Here is a 19,184-nt window from a genome sequence, read left to right on the forward strand (position 1 = left end):
CACCTCGCTATGCTTTTACTAGACTGTTCCGCCTCTGCAAATCAATTAAATCGATGAGGAGAGAATATCCGGTTTCTGTCAGCCCTGCTCCGGCTCCCGTGAGCATGATCGGGCCAGCGAGATCGCATTGATAAAGGATTGCATTGGTAGCACCTGTCACTCCTGCCAACGGGTTGTCGGAATCGATTAATTCAGGCTGAACCGAAGCAGTTACATTCCCATTTTCTTTTTTGACTGTGGCGAGTAGTTTCCACCGTTTCCCTTCCCCGACTGCCTCTTCCACCATCTTTGAAGTCATACCGCTGATCCCTTTACACGGGATATCTTTCGCAGCAAGCGGTGTATCCATCAAATAATTGGCAAGAATCGTCGCTTTGTATCTAGCATCATAGCCCTCCACATCACTGGTAGGATCCGCCTCGGCATACCCGAGCCTTTGAGCGGTAGTAAGTGCTTCCTGATAGGATTTGCCTTTTTCCATTTCTGTCAGGATATAATTTGTCGTACCATTTAAGATTCCTGTAATCTCTGTTATTTCATTTCCGGCCAATGCTGTTACAGGCATCCTCAGGGCAGGAGTCCCGCTCATCACCGTACCTTCGAACCCCCAGTAAACACCATTCTCATCTGCCAGGGATTGCAGTTCCTTGTAGGCAATGGCAACAGGCCCTTTATTGGTAGTAATAACACTCTTTTTGTTTTCGAAGGCCGTCCGGCAGTGGTCGATGGCGGGCTGGCCTGTTTTGACATCAGTAAACGTCACTTCTACAATTACATCCGCATTCGAGTTCTGGATGGTTTCCATGCTGTCCCAACCTTTTACAATCCCAGGCCCGTCGGGATAATTCTCGATACTACCCATATCACGGACACTCTTCAACAGCTCGCCAATATCCAGCCCTTCCGGATCATATACAGAGCCTTTCATCACATCCGAGACCGCCACAACTTTAGCATCCATTCCATATGAACCCAATAACTTGGCTGACTGCGAGCTTATGATCTCGGCTAATGACTGTCCGACTCCCCCGAAACCGATAAAAGCTATTCTCATTTTCCTTCACCTCCAAGATTGTCCTTTATCTTGCAAGAGCCGATAAGTGCAGTCTGTCAATAGAGCTACGCCGACCGGCAATGCTTCTTCATTCAAATCGAAATCCGCTGTGTGGAGTTGATACGGAGGTTCGTCATCCCAACCACATCCCAAAAACAACATGGCACCGGGCACCTTTTCCGTGATATGGCTGAAGTCTTCTCCCCCCATTCCATAAGGCTCTTCGAATATGGGCATTTCCGGATATAGTGACTGGGCTGACGTCTTCATCAGCTCCGTTATAATCGGATCGTTCCGTAATGCCGGTTCCCCGTGTTCTATCTCCAGCTTAAAATCGCCCCCGAGCGACTTGGCAATTTGAGCAACGTTCTCCAGCTCTTTCATGAGCAACAGTCTTACTTCCGGGGTGTAGGATCTGATTGTTCCTTTAAGCATCACTTTATCCGGAATGACATTGAAGGCACTTCCGCCGTATAGGCCCCCAATACTAATTGTGCCGACATCCAAAGGATTGACCCTCCTGCTGATCAATCCATAAATTCCCTGAATCACACTTGCAGCTATCCATACAGGATCTGTTCCTTGATAAGGGTACCCCCCATGGCCTCCAGTCCCCATGATTGTCAAAATAAAGTTGTCAATGCTCGCCATACTTGGACCAGCATGAATCTGAATCTCTCCAGCCCTCCTCCAAGGACATACATGAAGCGCGATTGCCGCTTCCACATCATCTATTTTCCCGGATTGTAACAAGTAAGGGGCACCGGTACTGCCGTGTTCATCGGTATCCTCTTCTGCTGGTTGAAAGATAAGCTTGACCGTACCCTGAAGTCTGCCTTCCTTGAAATCTTCTGCAAGCAAGTTTGCAACACCTAGCAGCATCGCGCTGTGTGCGTCGTGTCCGCATGCATGCATGATTCCGTTATTACGGGAAGTATAGGGAGCCCCCGTATTTTCGTGGATAGGAAGAGCATCCATATCGGCCCTCACTCCGATGACCGGTCCATCTCCGGATTTCAGCTCGGCTATCATTCCAAAGCCGGCAATTCCTGTATGGAGTTGATAAACACCCATCTCCTCTAGTTTCTCCTGTATATATCTGCTCGTTTTTTCTTCCTGAAAGCTTAGTTCAGGAAATTGGTGTAGTGCTCTCCGCCATTCCGACAGACTCGGTTTTAATGCTTTTGATCGATTGATTAGATTCTCTGTTTCAATTGACAACCCGGGCACCCCCCTGCTGACGATAAGGTATATCTTCAGTGGGGGTTAGGTTCATACCCCACTGACTGTTGATCATCGTGGTGCTGAGTCCATTTTCACCAGCTAAACGATCTCCGTCCCTTATTTGGTTTGAACCGGAAGACGGACGGTTACACCGGGAAAAATGGAGGAGGGAAGCAAATTCCTGCTTCTCTCCTGTTTCGATTCGTATATCTACTAAACTACTGACTCATATAAGCTCTTCGGAAGTGACTGAAACGCCTGCTCCAAGTCACCGATCAAGTCTTCCACATCTTCAATTCCGGCAGAATAGCGAATCAATCCTTCCGGAATCCCCATTGCCGCCCTTTCTTCTGGGGTACACTCGACATGACTGGTTGTACGTGATGGACCGACCACTGTTTCCACGGAGCCCAGATTAGCAGCTCTGTTGGCATATTGAAGTTTAGGAAGAAGCTGGCGGACTGTTTCCACGCCGCCTTTCACGGCAAAGCTGAGCATCCCTCCGAAATCGGCCATTTGTTTTTTGGCGATTTCATGACCCGCGTGGCCTTCGAGACCTGGATAGAACACATCGTCTACAATGTCTACTGATTGTAGATACTTCGCAACTGCCATTGCATTTTCATTTTGCTTGTCGATTCTAAGTTTCAGTGTCTTCATACCTCTTAACAGTAAATAGGCTGCCATAGGGTCTAATGTCGCACCATTGATTTCTCTATAATGATAGATTTGTTCGACAAGTTCTTTTGAACCACATACACATCCTCCCAGTGCGTCTGCATGTCCGCCGAGGAACTTCGTTGCACTGTGGATGACTAAATCCGCCCCAAGAGCCAGCGGCTGTTGATTGATCGGAGTTGCAAAAGTGTTATCTACAACGACAATCGCCCCAGCCTTTCTACCTGCCTTAGCCATCCGTTCGATGTCCGTAATTTTCACGGTAGGATTTGTCGGTGTTTCAAGGTATAGGACTTTGCAACCCTTGGCGATTTCTTTTTCGATTGCTTCATGATTCCCTGTTTCACATAACTCTACTTCTACATGCTGCTTAGGAAGGAATTCTGTGAAAATCTTGTTTGTTCCCCCATACGTATCTTTAATAGAGACGACCCGGTCTCCTGGGTGCAGCAAGGTCCCAAGTGTGTTGCTGATAGCCGCCATTCCTGTCGAGAAGCTTGTCACAGCTTCCGCATCTTCCAATATCCTGATTTTTTCTTCAAAGGCCTGGACAGTAGGATTAGTATTCCTACCATATATGTGTCCCTTTTTATTGCCGATTGCTACTTCATACCACTCATCCATATCGTCATAACCGAATGATACGCTATGAACGACCGGGACCTGCGTCGCTCCGAATGCTAGGGAGTCCTTTTCTCCAGCCCAGATGGCACGTGTTCCTTGTTTAATGTCCTTCATCACTCATTCCTCCTTGTAAACATTTGTCCATAAACGTTTTTAGCTGATGATTCCGTCTTGAGGTTGTGGCATAAAAGGGTCTTTTCGAATTAATTCTCTTGGATAATTTGTCAGTGTTTCACAACCTTTTTCTGTAATTCTGATTGTCTCGCTTAATTCGATGCCATAGTGGTCGAACCATAAAGCAGGTATCATATGAAAGGTCATGTTAGGTTTCAATATCGTAGCATCTCCACTGCGGAGACTTGCGGTATGCTCTCCCCAGTCAGGAGGATAGTTCAACCCTACCGAATATCCAAGCCTGGACTCTTTGATAATTCCGTGTTTTTTCATACACTGTTTCCAAATATCATCCACTTCTCCGCAAGTAATTCCTGGTTTAATCGATAACAGGACTTCATTTACTGCCTCCACAACATAGGATGTCAGACTGATAACCTTTTCCGGTGGATTGCCTATGGCAACCGTTCTGGCCAACGGAACGTGGTAGCGCTTGTAACAGCCGGCCAGTTCGATGGTTACGGTTTCTCCCGCTTCGAACTGCCTTTCTGACCAGGTTAGATGGGGTATCGCGGTATTCTCCCCAGTCGGTAGAAAAGGTACGATGGCCGGGTAGTCTCCGCCGTATTCCTCTGTTCCTGATACCATGTGATAATAGATTTGGGCAGCTGTATCACACTCCCGCACACCGGGACGAATGCTTTCGGCACCGTTAAACATTGCCTTCTCCGCTATTTTTGCTGCCCGCTTCATATACTCGATTTCCTGGTCGGATTTTTCGATGCGGACCCAATTGACAAGCAGGTCAGCATCCAGGAACTCGGCATTGGGAAGGTTTTGTTGCAAACGAACAAATGCCTTGGCAGAAAAGTAATAATTATCCATTTCCACTCCGATTCTTCGATTGCCCTGCCCTATTTCCTTTAAAATCTCCGCAATGAACTCCATTGGATGATGGGTGGATGAATTAACGTAATAATCCGGGTAAGCTATCACATTTTCTTCGTAGATCCATGTTTTTGCTCTTGCTCCATTTGCATCCATATAACGGCCGATCCATATAGGCTGGGGCTGGTCAATTATGATCACTAACATCTGGTGCACATAAAAGGACCAAGCATCATACCCTGTTAAATAATTCATATTGGCAGGGTCGGAGATCAGCAAGACTTCGATCCCCTTTTCTTCCATTCGCTGCTTTGTTTTTTTCAACCGGCTTTGATATTCCACAATGTCAAATGGAAGCATCGGCTTACCTCCTAGTTAACTGAATATTTTATTTTTTTCTTACTACTAGCATATTGAATAATACATTTTAATGTAATGGCAAAATTGTATGAACTTTTATCCATTTGTGTTATACAGATTTAACGTTAGCGGCTTTAACCAACTATCCAACGCCTGGTCAAAATATAAAAAAACGCTTCAAAGCAAGTTGCTTTGAAGCGTCTGATTCCTTCATACAGTTTAAATAATTTTGTTCAACATCCATAAACGGATGCTCAATTCCAACAGGAATATATCATCCGAATCCACCAGGGAGAGCTGGGTCAACGATTCAATATTACGGAGCCGGTGCAGGAGCGACTGACGGTGTAAGTTTAATGCCCGTGCGGTCTGGCTTACATTTCCTTTATGCTTGTTGTATGTCAAAAAAGTATAAATTAAATCAGTATGTCTTTTTTTGTCATATTCCACCAATGGATCTAGCGTGTCTTTCACTATATCCAGAATGACTTTTTCACTCGATACAGCCATGAGCAGTCGATTGATTCTGGTATCGGTAAAAAATGTGCGTTCCCCAGGACCGTTCTGCTTCTCCCCTATATCTAATGCAGTACTTGCTTCCTGACAACTTTCATAAAAAGCGTAAAGCCCATCTCCATGTTTGGATACCCCCCAGGAGATTTCTACTCCACCGAGTAATTCATATAGACGCCTCTCAATAATGTCCATAAACTGACTGGCAATCTCTGCGCAAGAAACCTGCTCTGCCTCTAGAAAAATGATGACCCTTCCTTCTTCAAAAGTGGCCATCGTCCTCCTATGCAAGACATTCCCCGCATTTGTTATCTCTTTTTGAAAATAATAGTTAACACTCTGCATGCTTGAATTGACCGGATTGTCATTAGATATAGACACTGAATGCTTCAAGGTAAGCTTCCCGACCAGGCATATATAAGGCAAGGAAAGATCATATCCAAGCAGTTGTGCTTTCGCCAGCTTTTGACTGTTAATATGCTTTTCCTTAGCCAAATTCAATACAAAATTGTCTTTCAACCTTATTTCTGCCATTTCCACGGCATTTTCCTTGGCAAAATAAAGAGCACAAGCCGTCAAAGCATGTTCCAGTACATTCATCACAAACCATGTCAGTTGTGTAGGGATTTCGGGTTGAACAATGATATACCCCTGGGGTTTATTATTGTTTTGAATTGTGAGCACATAGCACTTCTGTCCGTCGACAGCACATTCTTTCATATAATGGTATAAAGGGTGATCAAGGAACGGGACACCCGTCTCGGAAGCGGCTTCCATATTACCAGGCTGCTCTCTGGCAAGAATGTCTACCATCTTTTTGCTCAATGACTGGTTGGCCCGGATATATTTCGACTGATCAGCAATTCCCACTGGTATTTGAGTGTGTTTATAAATCAGCTTGGTGATAGCCTGTAATCCCCTGTCTTCCAGAACGCAGTTAGTCAGTTCCTGCCTGACTCCCTCCGCCTGCTGTCTTTGCACATGCTTATCTTCATTTATTTCCTGCAGAACACCCTGGATTATATCGCCAAAACGGACCTCCCAGGGGACCTCCAGCAGGATAAAGCGGTTGTTCACCGCCAATTCGGTAATCCGGTCGGGGATGTTAAAAATAAATCTTCCGGTAGCTATCGCAAGGACGGATGCACCCGACTGAATCACATCCTCGACAAACCGTTCCAGTTGAACAGGGTCATCTTCACAACCAATACCTGTACTCAGAACGAATTCATGCTTTCGGACAAAGTTTTCTACAGGCCCTTCTATCACAGAAATCCATTCAACCGGGGTTTCTTTTAATAAATTGCCTCCTGCTTTTACTTTTGATGTTTCCATGATAGGCAACTGCATTACATCCATTGCTGTTAATCCCATAGAATCACCTCACATGAAAGAATCTGCTGAATGATATTTAATTTAAATTTTCTGTCAATTTAAATTCTCTCATGAATGAAGCATGAAGGCAATTAGAAAGACTACTCTTTTTGTACGCCAAAACGGGCATTGATCTGCCCTCTCATCATTTCTTTCCGTACCTTTCTGGCATCTTCTTTTTGTTTTTGTTTTAACATGTCTTGTCTTATTTCAAATGTCTGTACGCCTTCTTCTCGTTTGTTTGCTATATCAATTAATTGTTCTACATCCATGAATGAGTATTTCCTGTTTCCCCGTGGGGATCTTTCCGGAAAAATCAATTTGCGTTCTTCGTAATAACGGATTTGTCTTTCAGTCAGACCGGTTAACTCGCTAACCACACCAATAGTGATTACTTTTCTTTCTTTATAAGATGACTCTTGTTCCATTTACTCACCGCCGCCATTAAGATTTCGTAATCACACGTTACATTGAGTATACACGGAATTTTCAAACGATTATATGACTTTGTAAGATTATCTTACATAAATGTATATTACGTGAAATTAATTTACATGTGCAGATAAGTTTTTAGAGATTATAAAGAAGCAGATACTCTAAGTAAGTACCTGCTTCGTTGGCCAAAAGGTCAAAAGCTTTAAAGTCTTTATTCTTCCATAATATCCATAAGCTGCGACATAACTAACTTCACTTAACGGGACTTCCTTCCATCCTTTTCTGATTGAGTGGTAGTCCAGCGCTGCGGAAAATTACTCGCTTTCCTTGGGGAACGCTTCAGCCTCCTCGGGAAAAGCGCCCTGCGGGGTCTTCAGACTGTTCCTTTCCCACTGGAGTCTCGCATTTTTCCTCCGCTTCATTAGTTTTTCTGATCAAGTGAGAAGTTGTTCTAAAGTATGTCTAACAGGAGGTATTCCTAACATCAAAATTCAGAAAATCCCTAACAGCGAAGTCATACCACTCATTTTAATCAGAACGAGAGGAAGTCTCCCTAGAAGGAATTGTCACTATGTCGCAGTTTCCCTCTACTATGCAAAAAGCTGCTGGCATGGAAATTATTATGGAAGAAATGCGCATTTTGCTTTATTATCAGCGGATCTTTCCCCATTGTTTCATGTTTTGCCCTATGACTGTACGCTGTGGAGGTTGGCGAATATGCCGCCTTTTTCGAGCAGTTCTTCATGTCTGCCCTGCTCTTCGATTCCGTTCTCTGTCACGACGATTATCCGGTCGGCATTGCGAATGGTTGCCAGACGATGCGCGATCACAAGTGTCGTCCTGTTTTTGGCAAGTTCATTCAAAGCTGATTGAATGATCGCTTCTGTTTCTGTATCCAGAGCAGATGTTGCTTCATCCAAAATAAGGATCGGCGGGTTCTTCAAGAACATCCTGGCAATAGCGATGCGCTGTTTCTGTCCTCCCGACAATTTCAGTCCTCTTTCACCAACTTGAGTCTCGTAACCATGTGGCAGTGATTCAATAAATTTTTCCAGATGGGCTTTCCGTGCCGCTTCTTTAATCTCCTCGTCTGTCGCTTCAAGATTACCATAGGCTATGTTTTCCCGCAGCGTACCGGTAAACAAAAATACATCTTGCTGAACAATACCTATATAAGAGCGAAGAGATTGCTTCTTCATCATCCGAATATCAATTCCATCTATCGTGATTCGCCCTTGATCAACATCGTAAAAACGGGGGATCAAAGAACAAATTGTCGACTTACCAGCACCAGACGGCCCGACAAACGCAACCGTCTCTCCCGCCGGAATATTTAAATCAATGTCTTTTAATACAGGCTTGTAATCTTCGTATCCAAATGTCACTCTTTCAAATTGGATGTCACCGCGTAAGTGCGCAACATTTTTAGCCCCTTCTTCATCCTGAACTTCCGGAACCGTGTCGATCAATTCGGTAAACCGTTTAAATCCAGCCATTCCTTTTGGATAAAGTTCCATGAGCGCGCTGATTTTATCAATTGGTTTGAACAGGACATTCACATACAAGACGAATCCAACCAGTTCCCCGTACGATAAATCGCCGTTAAAACTAAGCCAGGCACCCAAGACCAAAACGATAAGAACAATGAAACGAGTCATCATGTAAATTCCCGAACTTCCATAGGACATGACTTTATAAGAATTCAATTTCGCATTCCGGAAGCTGTAATTATCTTTGTTAAAACGGTTGATTTCATACTCTTCGTTGGTGAAGGACTGAACGACCCTGATACCGGATACACTGTCCTCCACTCGGGCATTGACTTCCGCAATATCTCTGTACATCCTTTTCCACGCCTTGTTCATTCTCAAGTTACAAAATGCAATCAGCCATACTAGAAAAGGAACAATCAGCAAAATGACTAATGCCAGTTTCACATTGACCGTGAACATGATCCAAAATGCCCCGACAAATGTCATCACAGCTATAAACAGATCCTCCGGGCCATGATGGGCAAGCTCCCCGATGTCAAACAAGTCGTTAGTTATACGGCTCATAATATGGCCTGTTTTCGTATTATCAAAAAATCGGAATGACTGCTTCTGGACATGCTGGAATAACTGCCGGCGCATATCCGTTTCGATGTTAATGCCAAGTTTATGTCCCCAATAGTTGACGATATATTGCAATAATGTACTAAGCACATATAATGTCAGAAGACCGATACTCACCCACGTAATGGCTGTCCAGTTATTCTTGGGAAGCAGTTCATCAATGAACCATTGAACTGCCAGCGGAAAACCCAGTTCCAACAACGCTACGACCACAGCGCAGCTGAAATCGAGCATAAACAGTTTTTTATGAGGTAAATAATAGGAAAAAAAGCGACTGATCAATCGAAGACACTTCCTTTAACAGAATCTAGTAATATATTCGGATTATATGCCTTCCTTTCCGATAAGGCAATAGTTTAAAACACTTATAAAATCAATTGATTTCCTAGTGTTTGTCCCGTCCTTTTTGATATAGTGATAGTAAGAGGAGGTGCATCATGAAATTTTCGATCACTAAACCTGCCGCCCAATGGTACATAAATGAAATGGATTTGACCAACGGTGATTATGTCCGTTTCTTTGCAAGATACGGCGGACATGGCGATATTCATAGAGGTTTCTCACTGGCTGTTTCTCTTGACGAACCAAACGATCCTGCTTTCCAAGCAGAAGTACTTGGGGTCACTTTCTTTGTAGAACAGTCAGATGCATGGTATTTCAACGATTATGATTTTCACATTAAATATAAACGAAAATACGATGAAATAGAATATGTATTTGAAAAACGTGATACAGCAGAGTAAGCTTTCCCATACCGCCCGACAGGAGGTATTTTTATTTAATCGAAGTGTTTATCGCTTCCGGATACAGGAAATAAACAGTATAGCCTCGTTAAAGGAGAGTTCCTATGCTTTATTACCTGTTATATGCAGCAACTGCTATAACCTTAGTTTATTTCCTGGTTGCAAAGAAACCTTTCTACGGAAAACCTGCTTCTATGGCAATCGTCATGTCGTATGGTATTTTCGCTCAAAGTGTCATGCCTCAATTCAAAGTAAATTTGTTGTACATTCAGTTTTTGACTATGCTGATTGTGGTGATTAGTGTCTTTCTACTCGTCTCTTACTTAAAGGCTTTCATGGAGGGGAGTTTCAAACAAAATTATTATCAAGATCCGCTTGAGCGGTATGCGATAGGAACATGGATAGCGGGGTCTTCTGTCTCCTTAATGTTATTGAGTGAACATTTTTCCTTGGCTACATCATTTATAAAGTCCGCAGGCTTTTTGATCATCGCAGGCTGGATAATCTATCTATTATTCATGCTGAAAAGTGTACCGTCTATTTATGAAAATGGCCGGGAAGACAGTCTGCATGGAATCGTTCTTTTGACAGTCGTTGCAACACAATCCATGGTGTTAATGGCGAACACTATTTGGAAGTCCATTCAATCGATGACTTGGTTAAACAGCAGTGTCATTGTTTTCGGCATCTTGTTGTACCTGCTTTATGCCACCATGGTTGTTACAAGATACATCAAGGGCAATTGGAGCCTGGCAGATGACTGGAAGAACACGAATTGCATCCTGCATGGTTCGATTTCCATTACAGGCTCTGCAGCTGCATTATCCCAGTCTTTCGGATATACTGCCATCCTTTTCATCTGGATATTGGCGGTTACTGTCTTTGTCATTCATGAGCTTATCGAGGGTGCAAGAGGTCTTGTAAGAATCAAAGCGTATGGCCTGGTGCAAGGGATATTCAGTTATGATGTATCCCAGTGGTCCCGGGTTTTTACATTTGGGATGTTGTATGCATTTACTTCTTTTTTCAAGACAAATTACACGATCACAAATTCCATTGTATCTGCCATGCTGAAGGCTGTCCTTACTTATGGAAAGTGGGCAATACTGGGCCTAGTGCTTATCGAATCGGCTTTATTGGTAAAATCCTTGTTCACAACCGCCAGAACCGCTTGATTATACAAAAAACCTGCTGGGAATCAGCAGGTTTTTGCCTTATCTTCTATAAGCGTTTGTTTTTCGGCTGTTACGGAATTTTCTTATGAGAGGATATATGACAGGTCCCCATTTAATGATTCGCCTGATAAGTCTGCCCATTGATACTCCTCCTAACTTAGAGGTGAAAGTTTATAAGCATTCCTCGAATCTTGCTTATGGTTAGTTTTCCTCCCTCGACGGGATTTTAAACCATTTTATCTTGGTTTCTGATTTGTTGCTGCTTTGGTGATATCCAACCATAGACCCGACTGTTCCATATGACTTGCGAGCGACAACAACCAGTCTTCCTTTCCTTTCGGGGCAGTAAACTGCACTCCCATCGGAAGATTTTTTTCAGCCAAATGAACAGGAACATTCATTGCCGGCTGACCGGTCAAATTGGCTAACTGGGTAAATGGTGTATAGGTTAAACTTGGCTCGAACATATCGTAGACCAATTGCTGTTGTTCTTGTTTGTTTAAATTGCCAACCTCCAGCAATTCCTCCCTTTCCGAATGGGAATGGGTCAGCTCTCCATTCAACGGAGCAGGAAAAGCATTGGTAGGTGTCAGGTATAAATCATAAGTTTGATGGAACTCGTCCATCTGGGCGGCAGCCAAATCCCACTCTGCAAGGCTTTTGGCGAATTCTGCGGCTGAAACCTTTTCCCCGGCTTTGTACAACACCCATGTCACAATTTCCACATCGTGGGAGGTTATTTCCCTTCCCAGTCCTTGTTCGAAATTAGAGATGACACTCGACATTTCTCCACAATTCATTAGGTAGTAATTTTTCATGAGCCGCATTCCATCAACACCATTCGACCTTTCCTCGACATGATGGCCTTGTTCTACCAGCGAACCGGCAACCTTATGAACAGCTTTTTTCGCCGCCTCACTCACAGGCGTTCCTACTGGGGATTCTGTTGTAAACGCAACACGGAATTTAGGCAGCTTAGGATTCTCCAGTTCTTTTAAATAACTGACTTCAAATTTAGGAATATGAAAAGCTGCAGACGGTTGAAAGGTTTGCAGCACATCGAGCAGAGCAGCGCTGTCCCGCACAGACCGGGTTAACGCAAAGTCGATGGATGCCCCCTGCCATTGCCGTCCCGTTCCAGGTCCTACAGGGGTTCTGCCCCTAGTCGGTTTCAACCCGAATAAACCTGTGAACGATGCCGGTATCCGAATCGAACCCCCGCCATCGCTCGCACCAGCAATCGGAACAATACCTGCAGCTATACTGGCAGCAGACCCGCCGCTTGAGCCACCGGCTGAATGGTCTGTATTCCACGGGTTTTTGGTCTGTCCGTGAATTTCTGGTTCCGTGATGTTTTTCAGACCAAATTCCGGCGTGTTAGTTTGTCCGATAAACAAGAATCCGGCTTTTCTTAAACGTGCTACAAGGTGGGAATCTTGTTTCGCCGTGAAGTTCCTCATCAGCCTTGCTCCGGCTGTCAGCTTCTCTCCTTGGATTGCCTGTGAAATATCCTTTAACACAATCGGCACACCGGCAAAAGGCTGGGAAAAGTCTATATCCCTTGCCTCCTTGACTGCTTTTTCTTTCCTTGTACGAATCACAGCATTTATTTCTGGGTTTATTTCTTCCATCCTTTTAAATGAAGCCTCGATCAATTCTTCTGGCGACACTTGTTTTTGTTTCACCAATTCTGCAAGCCCTACACCATCAAAATCTATGTAATTCATATATCCACCTCTTTTATAGTCCTTCTCCATTCATTTTGCCTGATTTCTCCGTCCTTCGACAACTTATGGGATTTACTTGCATAAATCTCGCCTGTTTAAGTAAAGGTAACTATACAAAGTTTGGAAAGCAAAGGAGAATATTCCGAATGGAAATGCTAAAAGATTTGTTACTGGTGATAGGACGGATCATAACCATTTTGCCCTTGTTGTTAATTGTCACTCTGATTATGGGAAAAAGGGCGATCGGCGAATTGCCAGTCTTCGATTTCTTGATCGTCATTGTCCTTGGAGCAGTGGTCGGAGCGGATATTGCTGATCCCGCGATACACCATATCCCTACTTTTGTCGCCATTTTAACCATCACCCTGCTCCAGCGGACTGTAGCTTATTGGAAACTTTCCCACCGCAAACTTGGCAAATGGATTACTTTTGAACCGACAATCGTTATCCAGGACGGAAAATTGCAGCGGGCTAAACTTAAAAAAATCCGGTATTCAATCGATAATGTGTTGCAAATGCTGAGAGAGAAAAACGTTTTTGACATCTCAGAAGTGGAAACAGCAATTATTGAAGCAAACGGTTCTTTAAGTGTGATAAAAAAACCCGAAAAGAACACAGTAACCAGGGAAGATATGGCTATCTCTCATACTAATTCCACGATTACTTTTCCTGTCATTGTCGAGGGAAAAGTCTATGAGTCCGTTTTGGAAAGATTCCAGCTGGACAAAACTTGGCTGGATAAACAGCTTGAAACACAAAATATTCTGCTGGATTCGGTTTTCTATGCTTCCATTAATAAAGACAAACAATTACATATATCCCTAATAGACGAGCAAACTTCCCTTCCCCCAATCGTTCACTGACAGCACAAAGCTCTTTTCCATCTACCGGATCAGTATTGCCCGTCGTACTTAACCAAAAGCACTTTGTGTGGATTACAGTTGAAGCAAATTGCGAACTAGTGATAATTCTACATTGTGAAGAAGTTTTCTCTCCTTCTGTTGTTAGTTGAATGCTAACCCAACGCTGCGGTAAAATACTCGCTTTCCACGGGGAACGCTTCAGCCTCCTCGCTGGCAAAAGCGCCAACTGCGGGGTCTTCAGACTGTTCCTTTCCCGTAGGAGTCTCGCATTTTATCGCAGCTTGTAATCGCACTCTGTAATAGTAAGAGGAAATAACAGTTGAGAAATTATAGAGATTTTTCTGTCCAAAATGCAGAAACTTACAAACAGCAGAGGCAGAAAACACTTCGCTTTACATAGGCACGGCCTTAGCCAGGGGACTACTTGATATTAGAATTATTTTAGGACCACTTATCGCTTAATCAGAAATCTATTGAAAGCGGAGGAAAAATGCGACACTCCTGGGGGAAGAGCAGCTTCCGAAGACCCCGCAGTGAGCGCTTTTTGCTCAAGAGGAGGCTGAGGTGCTGCCCCCGGAAAGGGAGTATTTTTCCGTAGCGCCGGACTACCACTCAATCTAAAAAGAATGGAAGGAAGCCACACAAGTTATGTCGCAGTTTATGGTTTATTCTGAAGATGAGGGGTTCTGACAGGCTAATTGTAAATGAAAACGCCTGGGAGTGATATCCCAGGCGTCTTTGTGGTTGTTATTCTATTTCTTTTAATAATTGATAAGCCTCTTCTTTTGATTGGACAGAAAGCAATTGTTCACGATAATTTTCATCCATCAGCTTCCGGGACAGCATTTGTAGTATTTTCAAATGGGCATCTCCCTGACTTTTTTCCGGAACAGCTATCATAAACACAAGTTTGGCGTCGGTACCATCCATGCTGTGCCAGTCCACTCCTTCGTTCTTAATACCGAAGACAACACTTGGCTTCTTAACAGCATTCGATTTACCGTGCGGAATGGCAATGTTCATACCTATGCCTGTGGTACTTTCACTTTCGCGATCTAAAATCTTTTGTTTAAATTCGGCGAAGGAACTAATTAAATCATTCTGGTTCAGTTTTTCGATCATTTCATCTATGACTTCATCTCTTGTATTACCACGGAGATTAATATCAATTAAGTCAAGACTAGTGATATCTGTCAGTTTATTGATTTCTTCGTTATTGATTTCCTCTGCAGGGGCTTGGCCTGTTGCGGTCTGGGGCTGTTCCAGCTCAGCACCCTGCTCTTCATCAGTGGTGTCAGGATATTCTGCCGGAACGTCCTTTTTGATCAATTTAATCATTAATGCCGTCACAATCGCACCTATAATAATTGCAACAAAGAACATGAAAACATTATCAACTGCTCCAAGCACCCCGACAATAGGGCCTCCATGGGCAACTCTGTCTCCGACATTTCCCATCATCGCTACAACTGATCCTGCCATCGAACCGACCATGATACTCGGAATGACGCGAAGCGGATCTTGGGCAGCAAAGGGGATGGCGCCTTCAGTGATTCCAAACAATCCCATAGTAAAGGATGCTTTCCCTGTTTCCAGCTCGGCCTGTTGGAATTTATTTTTGAAAAGGAATGTTGCCAGTCCAAGGCCGATTGGCGGTACACAGATAGCTACCGCGATTGGACCCATGATTTCATAGTTTCCTTCTCCAATCATCGCAGATCCAAACAAGAATGCCACTTTATTAACAGGTCCACCCATATCAAAGGAAATCATCGCACCAAGGATTAACGCGAGTAGAATCGAGCTTGTCCCCTGCATTCCCGCTAACCAGCCGGTCAAAGACTCGAATAATTGCGCTACTGGGGCTCCAACTACAAACACAAATGCCAATCCGACTACAAGTGAAGACAATACCGGAATGATGATGATCGGCATAATCGGCTGAACGACTTTCGGCACTTTCAACCGCTTCACCCATAAAGCTACATAACCAGCAAGAAAACCTGCAATAATACCGCCGAGGAAACCAGCTCCTGCTTCACTGCCGTAAAAACTCCCATTAGCGGCTATATACCCGCCGATGACACCTGGCGCCAAACCTGGTCTGTCTGCGATACTATAAGCAATAAATCCAGCTAAGATAGGTACCATGAATGTAAAGGAAGCGGCACCAATACTTTCGATTGTTTTCCAAAAGGAGCCTTCCGGAATTTGGATTCCACCTGGCGTCTGTTCTCCACCTATAGATAAAGCGATTGCAATCAACAGACCACCGACTACAATAAATGGAATCATATAAGAAACACCATTCATCAGATGGCGATATATGGGATTTTGCTTCTGTTTCTTGTCTTTCTGGGCAGTGTCTTCCGTTCCCGCCTGCCCTTGATGAACCTCTACGTCGCCAGAGGCTATTTTATTTATCAGCTCTTTTGGTTTTCTAATCCCTTCCTGCACACCGACAACCAACAATTTCTTACCTGCAAATCGTTCTTTTTCGACTGTTTTATCCGCAGCTATGATTACACCATCTGCTTCTTCAATGTCTTTTTCCGTAAATTCATTTTCCACACCGATAGAACCCTGGGTTTCAACCTTTATTTCAACCCCCAGTTCATCGGCAGCTTTTTGGAGATTCTCTGCTGCCATATAGGTATGTGCTATACCATTAGGGCAAGAAGTAATCGCTAACAATTTCATTGGTGTATCCTCCTGTCCTTTTTTAACGATACATCCACTATACCCTTGTTACGATTCTTAAAAAAATGATTTTTTTACCGGAACGATAGAAACCCATTCATAATTTAGCGGTTTACTGATTAACCATTTTATGATGAAGCATTTCAAGAAAAGCTTTCGCATCTGTTTCTCCGATTAAATGCTGGATGGACTCAGGGTTGTCCGTCAAAGAGGCTAGTTGCTTGAACAAATGTCTCGTCGTATCCCGGCTGTCATTCCGGATGGCCAGCATAAAAACGAGAGATACCTTCTCTCCTCCCCAGTCCAAAGGCTGTTTCAATGTAGCCACCGCAATCGCAGGATGATTGATCAATGAGGGGGCCCCATGTGGGATGGCAACTCTTGAGCCGATATATGTGGCCGATTTTTGTTCGCGCTTTATGGCACTATGTCCATATTCCTGCTTCACAAACCCTTTCTCATGCAGAGCTACAGCTAACTTTTCAATAACTTCATAGCGATGCTCTTCTTCCAGTTCCAAGAAAACCAGAGAGGTATCCAGAAAATTTTCCAATTTGTCTCGATCTGTTGGTTTCTGTTGAGTGCTATTTAAATCCCGCAAAAAGCCTTCCAATTTTTCAACCTCAGAGTCAGCCATCAACGGGGAGAGAACTATGTTGGGAACAGGAACATTTTCTAAAGAAGTAGTAGTGATGACTAAATCAACTTTCTCTTGCGAAAGATATGGATCAATGTCCGATTTGGCTAAGGTATCAATCACTTCTAATTGAGGAAAGTGCCGTTCCAGTTTTGCCTGCAGAAGTTGCGACATACCAATACCCATATGACACACAATTACCGACCGCTTTTTTCCGGAATCCTGCTTTCGCATCCGCTCAATAGCCGTTTGAAAATGTATGGTCAAATACGCAGCTTCTTCCTCCGGTATGGTGACGTCAAATGTTTCCTTAATTTCATCCAAAACATAAATCACCATGTCAAACATGTATGGATATATTTTTTTAATATCGCTGAGCATCGGATTTTTAATTTGAAATCCGGCGTGAAGTCGGTTCAAGGCCGAATATAAATGAAGGCTCAATCCCTTCCTGAGCTCGGAGTCTTTCGAGAAATCAATTATCATCAGTGCAGACATCCGTGTTAAAAGAGTTTCCATAATCTTCTCAAGCATTGGGGCCTCATCAGTCAATTCGGCCATTTTCTGATGGTTTTCCAGTGGGACATTCCTGACTTTCGTACCAAGGAGGTGGAGAGCTAGATAACTTACTTCCTCTTCCGGAAAGCGGACGATAAAAGACTCCCCGATCCTTTTTAACAACTCAGCAGCTATTCGAATTTCTTTGGCATTCTTCACTACCTGCTGTTCTTTTTCGGTTACCTTAATGGTCTGCCGTGTTTTGACTCTTTTGACCATGATCAATACGTGCATGAGCAACCTGTCATATGCTTCATCTGTAAGCTTCATTTCATAAAGACTTTCCATATGATGAAGCTCCGTTTTCACTGTATCGATTTCAAAGCGGGAAAATTTGTCCTCCCAAAATTGCTCGACAGATATAGGAGACGTTATCAAACTGGATAAATCGGATAGGGCAAACCGGACTTTTTTCTCATCGCCTTCCACTATTAAGCCCACTTTTTGCTTTGTAATCAGCACCAAGTCTTTTTTGTTCAACCATCTCTTCACCTTCTCAATATCTGTTCTGATGGTAGAACTGTTGACATAGTATTTACTTGCCAATTGGTTCATGGTGATCGCCTTCCTGCTCGTCAGCAGGTCGTAGGCTATGCAAATCGCCCTTCTATCATCCTCTCCTTTAGCAGTGTCATGCTGGGTATATTGGAACAGCATTTTTTTATCTTTTTCTTCCATGTTCAAAAAGACACCAAGCCCGGGCTTTTTGACCAGGTATGCTGTCGAAGAGTCTTTCAAGAATTCTTCAATGATTTTCAAGTCATTTCTGATTGTTTTATCCGAACACTTTAGTTTTTGAGTAAGCTCCTGCACCAAAGTGTAGCCTTCTCTTTCCAACAAAAGAAGACGGAGAATATCTTTCTGCCTGCTATTCACTTGATTTTCCGTCCCTTCGTTTACAGATTTTCCATGCGCCCTTTGTACTATAAACCAAAATCCGGGCAACTGGCTACAGGTGTGATTTATCAAGGAAGGATAATCAGACTTTTGGTCGAAATGAGTAAAATAGCATCTTTTGGAGGAGGCACAGGATGAATCTTACTACAATGATTGCAATAGGGGCCTTTGTCTTCATCCTAAGTATTATCAGTGAACAGGTAGTGAAAAAGAAATTCCATATTCCTAAACAAGGCTGAATCTACCGCCGTGTGAATAAAAAACATTTACACGCAGAAATCGGTTTGATTATATTGTTCATCATTTTCAGTTTTATATTTGCCGTTAACTATCCATATTTTAAACATTTTTATATTTTGATTACATTTTTCATCCTTTTATTCGGTGTTCGTGTTTACTTTGAATGGAAATATGAGAGGGAAACAAAACGTTATTTGATTTCTTTAAATGGGGTTGTCTGGCTGAACCTGCTGCTGATGCTTTTTGCTTTATTTGATTTAAAATGA

General features: G+C 43.3%; 14 protein-coding genes. 4 read left to right on the forward strand and 10 right to left on the reverse strand.

Annotation, left to right across the window (positions count from 1 at the left end):
* Positions 1–7: 7 nt before the first annotated feature.
* The 7 genes from CZ434_RS13515 to CZ434_RS13545 form a co-directional block, all read right to left on the reverse strand.
* Positions 8–1,054: a homoserine dehydrogenase gene (locus CZ434_RS13515; protein WP_077623630.1), complete on the reverse strand. Its 1,047-nt coding sequence runs from the start codon at positions 1,052–1,054 to the stop codon at positions 8–10.
* 6 nt (positions 1,055–1,060) lie between these two features.
* Positions 1,061–2,275: a M20 metallopeptidase family protein gene (locus CZ434_RS13520; RefSeq protein ID WP_077623631.1), complete on the reverse strand. Its 1,215-nt coding sequence runs from the start codon at positions 2,273–2,275 to the stop codon at positions 1,061–1,063.
* A gap of 216 nt (positions 2,276–2,491) precedes the next feature.
* On the reverse strand, positions 2,492–3,694 hold the full coding sequence (locus CZ434_RS13525) for a cystathionine gamma-synthase family protein (RefSeq protein WP_077623632.1): 1,203 nt from the start codon (positions 3,692–3,694) through the stop codon (positions 2,492–2,494).
* Between the two features lie 39 nt (positions 3,695–3,733).
* Positions 3,734–4,942, reverse strand: a complete 1,209-nt coding sequence (locus CZ434_RS13530; RefSeq protein WP_077623633.1) for a M24 family metallopeptidase — start codon at positions 4,940–4,942, stop codon at positions 3,734–3,736.
* Between the two features lie 219 nt (positions 4,943–5,161).
* On the reverse strand, positions 5,162–6,829 hold the full coding sequence (locus tag CZ434_RS13535) for a PucR family transcriptional regulator (RefSeq protein WP_077623634.1): 1,668 nt from the start codon (positions 6,827–6,829) through the stop codon (positions 5,162–5,164).
* A 101-nt stretch (positions 6,830–6,930) separates the two neighbouring features.
* Positions 6,931–7,257 (reverse strand): MerR family transcriptional regulator, encoded by a 327-nt coding sequence (locus CZ434_RS13540; RefSeq protein ID WP_077623635.1) that lies wholly within the window; start codon positions 7,255–7,257, stop codon positions 6,931–6,933.
* A gap of 693 nt (positions 7,258–7,950) precedes the next feature.
* Positions 7,951–9,660: an ABC transporter ATP-binding protein gene (locus CZ434_RS13545; RefSeq protein WP_077623636.1), complete on the reverse strand. Its 1,710-nt coding sequence runs from the start codon at positions 9,658–9,660 to the stop codon at positions 7,951–7,953.
* A 155-nt stretch (positions 9,661–9,815) separates the two neighbouring features.
* Between CZ434_RS13545 and CZ434_RS13550 the strand changes: the two genes are divergently transcribed.
* Together CZ434_RS13550 and CZ434_RS13555 are read left to right on the forward strand one after the other, a co-directional pair.
* On the forward strand, positions 9,816–10,121 hold the full coding sequence (locus tag CZ434_RS13550) for a HesB/YadR/YfhF family protein (RefSeq protein WP_077623637.1): 306 nt from the start codon (positions 9,816–9,818) through the stop codon (positions 10,119–10,121).
* A gap of 104 nt (positions 10,122–10,225) precedes the next feature.
* Positions 10,226–11,296 carry a hypothetical protein gene (locus tag CZ434_RS13555; RefSeq protein ID WP_077623638.1) on the forward strand — a complete coding sequence of 357 codons (1,071 nt, stop codon included), beginning with the start codon at positions 10,226–10,228 and terminating at the stop codon, positions 11,294–11,296.
* 236 nt (positions 11,297–11,532) lie between these two features.
* Here CZ434_RS13555 and CZ434_RS13560 read toward each other — a convergent pair whose 3' ends face one another.
* Positions 11,533–13,023: an amidase gene (locus tag CZ434_RS13560; protein WP_077623639.1), complete on the reverse strand. Its 1,491-nt coding sequence runs from the start codon at positions 13,021–13,023 to the stop codon at positions 11,533–11,535.
* A 146-nt stretch (positions 13,024–13,169) separates the two neighbouring features.
* On the opposite strand from CZ434_RS13560, the gene CZ434_RS13565 reads away from it, so the two are divergent.
* Positions 13,170–13,886 (forward strand): DUF421 domain-containing protein, encoded by a 717-nt coding sequence (locus CZ434_RS13565; RefSeq protein WP_077623640.1) that lies wholly within the window; start codon positions 13,170–13,172, stop codon positions 13,884–13,886.
* A 747-nt stretch (positions 13,887–14,633) separates the two neighbouring features.
* Here CZ434_RS13565 and CZ434_RS13570 read toward each other — a convergent pair.
* Both CZ434_RS13570 and CZ434_RS13575 read right to left on the reverse strand, forming a co-directional pair.
* The gene (locus tag CZ434_RS13570) at positions 14,634–16,586 is read right to left on the reverse strand and encodes a PTS fructose transporter subunit IIABC (RefSeq protein ID WP_077623641.1); all 1,953 of its coding nucleotides are present in this window, start codon (positions 16,584–16,586) and stop codon (positions 14,634–14,636) included.
* A 112-nt stretch (positions 16,587–16,698) separates the two neighbouring features.
* The gene (locus tag CZ434_RS13575) at positions 16,699–18,657 is read right to left on the reverse strand and encodes a BglG family transcription antiterminator (RefSeq protein ID WP_179107272.1); all 1,959 of its coding nucleotides are present in this window, start codon (positions 18,655–18,657) and stop codon (positions 16,699–16,701) included.
* 272 nt (positions 18,658–18,929) lie between these two features.
* Here CZ434_RS13575 and CZ434_RS13580 point away from each other — a divergent pair, with 272 nt between their 5' ends.
* Complete coding sequence (locus CZ434_RS13580) at positions 18,930–19,184, forward strand: DUF4181 domain-containing protein (RefSeq protein ID WP_179107273.1); 255 nt, start codon at positions 18,930–18,932, stop codon at positions 19,182–19,184.

This window comes from Sediminibacillus massiliensis (assembly GCF_900156915.1).
GTDB lineage: Bacteria > Bacillota > Bacilli > Bacillales > Amphibacillaceae > Sediminibacillus_A > Sediminibacillus_A massiliensis.

Bases quoted from the DNA above. Each gene is read 5' to 3' on its own strand.
- CZ434_RS13515 (WP_077623630.1), bottom strand. From the start codon at position 1,054: ATGAGAATAGCTTTTATCGGTTTCGGGGGAGTCGGACAGTCATTAGCC.
- CZ434_RS13525 (WP_077623632.1), bottom strand. From the start codon at position 3,694: ATGAAGGACATTAAACAAGGAACACGTGCCATCTGGGCTGGAGAAAAG.
- CZ434_RS13530 (WP_077623633.1), bottom strand. From the start codon at position 4,942: ATGCTTCCATTTGACATTGTGGAATATCAAAGCCGGTTGAAAAAAACA.
- CZ434_RS13535 (WP_077623634.1), bottom strand. From the start codon at position 6,829: ATGGGATTAACAGCAATGGATGTAATGCAGTTGCCTATCATGGAAACA.
- CZ434_RS13540 (WP_077623635.1), bottom strand. From the start codon at position 7,257: ATGGAACAAGAGTCATCTTATAAAGAAAGAAAAGTAATCACTATTGGT.
- CZ434_RS13550 (WP_077623637.1), top strand. From the start codon at position 9,816: ATGAAATTTTCGATCACTAAACCTGCCGCCCAATGGTACATAAATGAA.
- CZ434_RS13555 (WP_077623638.1), top strand. From the start codon at position 10,226: ATGCTTTATTACCTGTTATATGCAGCAACTGCTATAACCTTAGTTTAT.
- CZ434_RS13560 (WP_077623639.1), bottom strand. From the start codon at position 13,023: ATGAATTACATAGATTTTGATGGTGTAGGGCTTGCAGAATTGGTGAAA.
- CZ434_RS13565 (WP_077623640.1), top strand. From the start codon at position 13,170: ATGGAAATGCTAAAAGATTTGTTACTGGTGATAGGACGGATCATAACC.
- CZ434_RS13570 (WP_077623641.1), bottom strand. From the start codon at position 16,586: ATGAAATTGTTAGCGATTACTTCTTGCCCTAATGGTATAGCACATACC.